The sequence below is a fragment of the Candidatus Eisenbacteria bacterium genome (assembly GCA_013140805.1).
Classification (GTDB): Bacteria; Eisenbacteria; RBG-16-71-46; order RBG-16-71-46; family RBG-16-71-46; genus JABFRW01.
In genome coordinates this window covers 1-7,544 of sequence record JABFRW010000038.1, presented here as the reverse complement: position 1 = coordinate 7,544, position 7,544 = coordinate 1, and the positions used below count along the sequence as shown (strand labels likewise).

Sequence of the window (7,544 nt, the reverse complement as noted above, 5' to 3'; positions counted from 1 at the left end):
GCATAGCCGCCGGCCGAGGCGAGCGCCACCCGCATCGGATCGGCCGTCGAGGCGGCCACTGCGAAGATCAGGCCCGCCGTCAGCACCAGCACGCCGGCCGACCCGACGAGCAGACGGGGAGCCTGCCCGCGCGCCAGCAACCAGTAGCCGGGCAGCGTGCCGGCGGAGAGCGCAAGCGCGCCGAGCACGATGGCACGCATCGCCGGCACTCCGGCGGCGAACGCCGGCAGCAGCCACCCGATCACGGGCCCGATCCACAGAACGCTGAGCCCGACCGCGAGCGGCAGGAATACCGCGAGCGTGCGCTGAGCGCGCACCACTTCGTCGCGCGTGCGCAGCGCGTCACGATCGCCGCTGGCGGCGGCCGCGATCCGCGGATAGAGCACCGCGGCGGCGGCTTCCGGCAGATACAGCACCAGTCCGGCCGCCAGCAATCCGAGACTGTAGGCGCCGAGCGAAGCGAGACCCACATAACGCACGAAGGCCATGCGGTCGAGCGAACGCAGGATCAGCGAGACGACGAAGAAGCCGAAGACCGGCAGACCGAGTCGCGCAAGCCGCAGTCCTTCGCGAGGACTGCCGGGTGACAGCGACACGCGATGCGGCGAGCGGATCAGAATCGCGATCGCGGCCAGCGAGCCGGCCAGCCAGCCTCCGAGCAGCGCCCACACCCCGAGTCGCCACACCAGCGCGAGTCCGAGTCCGCCGCCAACCAGCGCCTGCAGCGCCGTCGAGAAGCTCACGCGCGCAAAGTCGCCCTGCGCCTTGAGCGAGGTCTGCAGGTAACCCACCACGAGCTGAAGCCACGCCGCGATCAGCATCAGCGCTGGCGCTCCCGCGCCCCACGTCGACTCGAGCGCACGGGCCCCGCTCGCAAGCCACAGCGCGATTCCGACGCCGAATGCGAGCGCACCGGCGACCACGATCGCCCACGCACCGCGCATCGCCCGGCGCGCTGCGGCGGGATCGCGCGTCACCGCTCCCGGAAGCTCCAGCTCGAGCCCCTGCAGCGCACCGGCCGAGGCATAGCCGCCATAGTCGAGGATCAGACTCAAGGCATTCCAGGCCCCCGCACCCACCGGGCCCAGCGCCGCCGCCGCTGCCAGGCCACGCGCCAGCAGCACCGCGCGGGCGACGTACTGCCCCGCGGCCAGTGCCAGGGTATGCCGGACGATTCGCGTCACGCCGCACTCGCGCTTGCGGGCGCGTGGCGGCGCTCGCGCGGATCGCCTAGGATCGTCGCCGCGATGACCCTCGAACTCCTGCACTCATGCCCGATCGCGTGACCCAGGCACTCGCTCCGCTGGCTTCGGCCGGCGGTACCCCGGTGCGTTCCGAGTACCTGCCAGTCGCGCTGCCGTGGATCGGTGAGCGCGAGAAACAGCTGGTGCTCGAGACACTCGATTCCGGCTGGATCACGACCGGACGACACGCGCAGACGCTCGGCACCCGCATCGCCGAGATGGCGGGTGCGCGTCATGGACTGGCGGTCAACTCGGCGACCGGCGCGCTGCATCTGGCGCTGGTGGCGCTCGGGGTGAAGCGCGGCGATGAGGTCATCACCTCGACCTATACATTTGCGGCATGCGTGAACGTCATCGAGCACGTCGGCGCAACGCCGGTGCTGGTCGACATCGAGCCCGACACGCTGTGCCTCGATCCTCGGGCGGTCGAGGCTGCGATCACGCCGCGCACCCGCGCGATCCTGTCGGTCGACTACGCGGGCCATCCGGCCGACTACCGTTCCCTGCTGCCGCTCGCCGAGCGTCACGGGCTGCCGATCATCGAGGACGCCGCGCATGCGCTGGGCGCCCGACTCGACGGTCGACCGGTCGGATCGTGGGCGACCATCACCGCGTTTTCGTTCTACGCCACCAAGAACCTCACCACCGGCGAGGGCGGCGCGGCGGTCACGAATGATCCGAAACTGGCCGAACAGCTCGCGATCCTGTCGCTCCACGGCATGAATCGCGATGCCTGGAAGCGCTACACCGCGGCGGGCTCCTGGTACTACGAAGTGACGCTGCCGGGCTACAAGTACAACCTCAGCGACGTGCTGGCTGCGATCGGCGTGGGCCAGCTCGAGCGGTTCGAAGAGTTTCAACGCATCCGCGGCGAGCTTGTGGCGCACTACCACCGGCGTCTTTCCGAGCTGCCCGAGATCCGACGCCCGATCACACGCGAGGGCGTCGAGCACGCCTGGCACCTCTACCCGATCGGACTCGAGCTCGAGCGACTCACGATCGATCGAGCCCGCTTCATTCAGGAGCTGCGCGCCGAAAACGTCGGCACCTCGGTGCACTTCATTCCGATCCACCGCCATCCCCACTTCCGCGACACCTTCGGATTCGACGCGGCGCGGTTCCCGGTCGCCGAGGATGCCTACGAGCGGGCGATCACGCTGCCGCTGTTTCCGCGCATGACCGAACGGGACGTCGACCAGGTGTGCGAAGCGGTCGCAAAGGTCGTCGCGCACTTCCGGCGCTGACCCCGGCGGCGTTTCGCGACTCACGTCGTGCCCTTGTCCGCGGTTCCGAGCGAGCGCAGCGACAGGCCTTCGCGCCGCAGGTACCACAGCCCCACCACCGTGACCGGCAGCCACTGCCCGGCCCAGTAGAACCACGAAAACGGGACCGACTTGTCGGGTCCGACTCCGAACAGCTTGAGGCCGACCATGCACGCGATGTTCATGGTGCCGATGTAACCCGGGGCGGCCGGCACCATGATGCCGATCGCCGTGATCACCAGCATCACGAGGCCCGCGTACCATTCGGCGTGAATGTCGAACGCCCACATCGTGATGGTCAGGCACAGCACGAACACCCCGAACATCACGAACGACAGCAGGAACACCCATAACAGGCGCGGCAGATCGCGGAACAGCGTCAGTCCCTCGACGAAGTGTCCGAGCGCCCCGACCGCACGATCGCGCAGCCGCTCCGGCAGCGGCGCGGTCACGAACCGCACGAATGCATGCGCGAGCGCGGGCTGGCGCTCGAGGATCACCACGAACACCGTGAGCCCGAGCGACACCAGCACCATGAAGGTGGCGCCTTTGCGCACCATCGAACCCGCCTCGCTACCGGAACCGATCGGGTGAATGAGCATCGCGATCCCGAAGATCGCGATCAGCGTCAGCATGTCGACGACCCGCTCCACCACCACGGTGGCGAACACCGTGCTCTTCGAGAGCTTCTCGGTGCGTCCGAGCGCCCACGCGCGAACGAACTCGCCGAGCCGCAACGGCAGGACGTTGTTCGCCATGAAACCGATCATCGTGGCGCTGAACAGCGAGCCGATCTTGACCGGCTGCGGCGTATTGAGCAGCCACCGCCAGCGAAACGCGCGCAGCCAGAATCCGACCACGGTCAGCAGCACCACCGAGACGAAGCCGAGCGCATTGGCCTGACGCAGTGCCGCGATGACCTCGCCGGGCCGCACGTCGCGCATCGAGAACCACAGGCAAACCGCAGAGATCGCGATGCCGATCGTCAGCTGCAGGGCGCGGTTCACGCGTTCCCCCGGTCCCGCGCCGCCGCGGCGTCACCGCGCAGCTCCTGCACCGCCAGTCGCAGAAATGCGACCTCGCGGGTCAGCGCGTGATTCTCGAACGAGATGCGGGACATCTTGACCGACAGGTAGAGCAGGCCGGCGGTCGCGAACGCGAGCCCGACCGCGAACACCGTGGAGCCCTCGTAGAGGATGCCGAGCGCTCGCGTGATGGTGCGCAGCAGCGGCGTCGAGAACCCGAGCACCGCGACCACCACCGTGGCGAGCACCCAGAGGAGCGAGTACTCCTCGGACAGCTTGCGGCGGCGCACCAGATCGAGCACGAAAAGCGCGAGCCCGACCGCCGCGAGCGCGACGATGACCTGGGTGCGGGACAGGAACATGGGGATCCTCCGGTTCAGGCGGGACGACGCAGCAGCGCCATCAGGGATGCGAGCAGATTCTTGTACGGGTAGTAGAGCTTCTTGCCGAGCGTGTAGAACGACTGTCCCGCCGCGCGCTCGCGCATCGTGACCGGCACTTCCTGAAGCCGGAATCCGCGGCGCGCGAGTGAGATCAGCAGCGGGGCGTCGGGAAAGTCCTTCGGGAAATCGTGCTCGCACACCCGCATGACCGCGAGCGAGTAGGCGCGGTAACCCGAGGTCGTGTCGCTGATGCGACGCCCGAGCGCGAGTCGCACGACGCCCGAGAACAGCAGCATCCCGAGCCGCCGCGCGAGCGGCGCACGGTACCCGCTGCGCGCGACGTAGCGCGAACCGATGCAGACATCGCAGCGGCCCTCCCGCAGTGGCGCGAGCAGGGCGCCGAGATCGGCCGGATCGTGCTGACCGTCGGCGTCGAGCTGCACGCCGATCGCGTAGCCCCGCTCGACCGCGTAGCGGAATCCGCTCTGCAGCGCGCCGCCGACCCCCAGATTGACCGCGTGCGAGAGCACCGGCACGCCGTGTGTACGAGCGACCTCGGAGGTGCCGTCCTTGGAGCCATCGTCGACCACCAGCACGTCGACCGCCGGGGCGGCTCGGCGAATCGCCGCGAGCGTCGCCGGAAGGCTCTCGACCTCGTTGTGGGCGGGCACGATCACCAGCACGTCGTGAGGGCTCATCGGGAGGATCGGGGCTCCAGCGCGAGGGCCATGCGATGTGCCGCCCCGACTGCCTCGCCGCGCAGGCGATGGAGCCACGCGGGACGCACCGGAACGGAAGCGAGTTTGTCGAGATCGTATCGGGTCACGAGCCCGAGAGCGAACGCGGCCGGCAGCAGCGCGACGAACAGCACGATGCGCACGCCGAGGCCCGGCCAGCCGGGAATCGCGAGCTGCACCACCAGACCGAGCGCCAGGGTCGCGAACACCAGCCCGGCGGAGCGCATCATCGCCTGCTGGCGATCCGACGCCCCTTCGGGCAGCAGCCGGCGCGTCGCCGCCAGCGCCGCGAGGTAGGCGGCCACCGCACCGAGCAGATTGGCCCATCCGGCGCCGGCCAGTCCGACCAGCGGGATGAGTGTGAAATAGCATCCGAACTCGATGCCGAACTTGAGCAGCGCCAGCCACAGCACGGTGCCGGGCTTTCGCATCGCCTGGAACAGCATGGTGAGCGGCTGCTGCGCGGTGCGCGCGATCGGCACCAGACACAGGATGCGCAGCAGCGGCACCGCCTTTTCGAACAGCGGGCTGCCGACGAACAACGTCACTTCGTGCGCGAACAACCACAACCCGAGCGCCAGCACCACGGCGGTGATCTGGATGAGCCGGAATGCCTGATCGAAGATCCACCGCAACCGCTCGCGCTCCTGGCGCGCCACCAACTTCGTGAGCGACGGCAGGAGTGAGGACGGCAGTACGTAAATGACCTCGACGAAACGCTCGACGGTCTGGAACGCGAACGAGAAGTAGCCGAGGCTTTCGGCGTCGAACAATTTTCCGAGCACCACCTTGCCGAGATTCTGCCCCGACATGAACGTGGCGCGCGCCCCCAGCAGCGGCGCGCAGTAGCCGATCATCGAACGCCACAACTCGCGAATGCCGGGCACCGCGCCGTCGTGGTCGCGCTTGCCGGCCAGCAGCGCGAGCGGCACCAGGCTCGCACCCAGCGCCTGGACCACCGACAGCACCGCGAGTCCGACCGCGAGTCCCTCGAGCCCCTGACGCATCCACCACAGCGACCCCACCATCACCGTCTTCGCGACGTGGAACACGATCGCGAGCCCGCTCACCCAGCGGAACTGCTGGAGCCCGAACAGCGTCGCGCGTGCGGTGGTGGCGCAGCCGTCCGCCAGCACCAGCGCCGCCAGCGGCGGCAGCAGCACCGCCAGCTCCGGCATCTCGAAATGGCGCGCCAGCCACGGCGCGAGCAACACCAGCAGCAGCGCCGCAAACGCGCCGAGAACGGACTTCAGAAACAGCGCGAGCAGATGCGCCCGCCGCAGGCTGCCGAGCCGATCGTTGGTCTGGTACTCGGCGGCAAATCGCTCGAGGTAGACCTCGGCGTTGCCGTTCACCATGGTCGCGAGACCCGCGAACGACAGCGCCAGCGTCATGATTCCGTACTTGGTGGGGCCCAACCAGCGGAGCAGCAGCGCGAAGTAGAGGATCCCCGAGACCAGCGCCACCAGCTTCTCGATCGCGAGGTAGAACGCCCCGCGCGTCACGCTGTGTGCGATCTCGCCGGGCTTCACGAGGCCTCACTCGCGAGCGCGTCCAGCTCGGTCTCGAAGAAGCCGCGCACGTCGGTCAGATGTCGCAGTCGTTCGGGGAGCGGACGATTCGAAGCGAACAGGGCCGCCATGTCGGGATGCGAAGGCGCGTAGCCGTGCATCGCGGCAACCGGATGACTGCCCATGAACGAGGGCACCATCAGGACTCCGGGATCCAGCAGGAACAGGTCTTCGCCGTACTCACGCCGCTCGAAGCGGCAGCCGCCCGCCGTCAGTTCCTCGTCGGTGAGCCAGTGGCCACCGAGCGGCGGTCCGAGCGCCGCGCGCACCGCGTCTCGCGCGCCCGGCGTGCGCCACCAGAAGCGCGCCATGGTCGAGTCGTAGAACGCGAGGAAGTCGTGCGGCGCGCGCACCGCGAGTCGATCGACCGCGGCCATCACGTCGACGTGGCGGGTCACGTTCACCATGCCGTGGTCCGAGAGCAGGTAGAGCCACAGTGAATCGCCGCGCGCGCGCGCGTCCGCCGCGAGTCCCGCGAGCCATCGCTCGTAGGTGTGCAGTCGCTCGCGAACCGTCGCGCCGCTCGAGCCCTCGCGGTGGAGCGCGGCGTCGAGATCCGCGGTATACACCACCACCACGCGCTCCGACCCGTTCGCGAGCGCGGCCTGGGCCTCGGCGAGCGCCGCGGCTTCGGGCGTGCGCCAGTTCCACACTCGATGCGGCAGGCGGCGGCGCGCGAGCGAATCCCACAGTGTGTCGACCTCGAGTCCCCCCGGCGCGAACAGGTCGCGCCGCTCCGCCAGGTCGAATGATTCGAGCAGCGGGCGCGGCACTTCATAGAGCTGGAAATAGCCACGCACACCGCGCCGCTCGACCCAGCGATGCAGCCAGCGTCCGAACTTCCAGCTGCGCTGAATGCGCTGCGGCAGCAATCCGAGCGCTCGAAAGCCTGCGAAGGGCGTGGCACGACGGGCCCGTCGGTACATCATCCAGCGGCCGTGCTCGTGCGGTAGCCGCCCCGAAAACAGCGTCGGCAGCGCACCCGAGCTGAATCCAAGCACGGTCTCGACGCGCCGGCGCTCGGGGACGACGGCGCCGAAGCCGGGCAGCGCGCACGCCAGCTCGAAGCCGAGCGCATCCACGATCAGAATCACGGCCCGCGTCACGCGTCGCTCCCTGAATCCGGAATCTCGAGCACCCACTCGCGCCACGCCGCTAGTACTTCCCACGCGGCTGCGTCCCAATCCGATGCGGCGAATCCCAATTCCGCCAGCGCGCGAACCTGCGACGCACCGAGCGCGGCGCGCTCGCCGCGCGACGCCGCTTCGATCAGCACGGAGGCGGCGGGACTGGGACGCTTCGCGGATCCGCTTGCGCGGGTT

8 protein-coding genes are annotated in these 7,544 nt (G+C 69.2%); 1 reads left to right on the top strand and 7 read right to left on the bottom strand.

The genetic code is table 11. The features are described from left to right. The coding region (locus HOP12_03840) for an oligosaccharide flippase family protein (protein ID NOT33283.1) at positions 1-1,184 on the bottom strand (1,184 nt) is incomplete at its 3' end. A gap of 143 nt (positions 1,185-1,327) precedes the next feature. Here HOP12_03840 and HOP12_03835 point away from each other — a divergent pair. Further along, positions 1,328-2,488, top strand: a complete 1,161-nt coding sequence (locus HOP12_03835) for a DegT/DnrJ/EryC1/StrS aminotransferase family protein (protein ID NOT33282.1) — start codon at positions 1,328-1,330, stop codon at positions 2,486-2,488. 20 nt (positions 2,489-2,508) lie between these two features. Here HOP12_03835 and HOP12_03830 read toward each other — a convergent pair whose 3' ends face one another. The 6 genes from HOP12_03830 to HOP12_03805 are packed head-to-tail and all read right to left on the bottom strand — an operon-like array spanning position 2,509 to position 7,498. Continuing rightward, positions 2,509-3,513 carry a flippase-like domain-containing protein gene (locus HOP12_03830; GenBank protein NOT33281.1) on the bottom strand — a complete coding sequence of 335 codons (1,005 nt, stop codon included), beginning with the start codon at positions 3,511-3,513 and terminating at the stop codon, positions 2,509-2,511. Continuing rightward, positions 3,510-3,893, bottom strand: a complete 384-nt coding sequence (locus HOP12_03825) for a DUF2304 domain-containing protein (GenBank protein ID NOT33280.1) — start codon at positions 3,891-3,893, stop codon at positions 3,510-3,512. Before HOP12_03825 ends, HOP12_03830 begins: the two co-directional genes overlap by 4 nt. 14 nt (positions 3,894-3,907) lie before the next feature. Beyond that, entirely contained in the window at positions 3,908-4,612 is a 705-nt protein-coding gene (locus HOP12_03820; protein ID NOT33279.1) for a glycosyltransferase family 2 protein, read from the bottom strand. Continuing rightward, positions 4,609-6,183 (bottom strand): lipopolysaccharide biosynthesis protein, encoded by a 1,575-nt coding sequence (locus HOP12_03815; protein NOT33278.1) that lies wholly within the window; start codon positions 6,181-6,183, stop codon positions 4,609-4,611. The genes HOP12_03820 and HOP12_03815 overlap by 4 nt, the downstream gene beginning before the upstream one ends. Further along, positions 6,180-7,328: a hypothetical protein gene (locus tag HOP12_03810; protein ID NOT33277.1), complete on the bottom strand. Its 1,149-nt coding sequence runs from the start codon at positions 7,326-7,328 to the stop codon at positions 6,180-6,182. Before HOP12_03810 ends, HOP12_03815 begins: the two co-directional genes overlap by 4 nt. Continuing rightward, positions 7,325-7,498, bottom strand: a complete 174-nt coding sequence (locus tag HOP12_03805) for a hypothetical protein (GenBank protein ID NOT33276.1) — start codon at positions 7,496-7,498, stop codon at positions 7,325-7,327. The genes HOP12_03810 and HOP12_03805 overlap by 4 nt, the downstream gene beginning before the upstream one ends. Between the last annotated feature and the right edge of the window lie 46 nt (positions 7,499-7,544).

What these genes read in the sequence shown, in the direction of transcription:
- HOP12_03825 (NOT33280.1), bottom strand. Translation starts at nt 3,893, where the DNA reads ATGTTCCTGTCCCGCACCCAGGTCATCGTCGCGCTCGCGGCGGTCGGG.
- HOP12_03820 (NOT33279.1), bottom strand. Translation starts at nt 4,612, where the DNA reads ATGAGCCCTCACGACGTGCTGGTGATCGTGCCCGCCCACAACGAGGTC.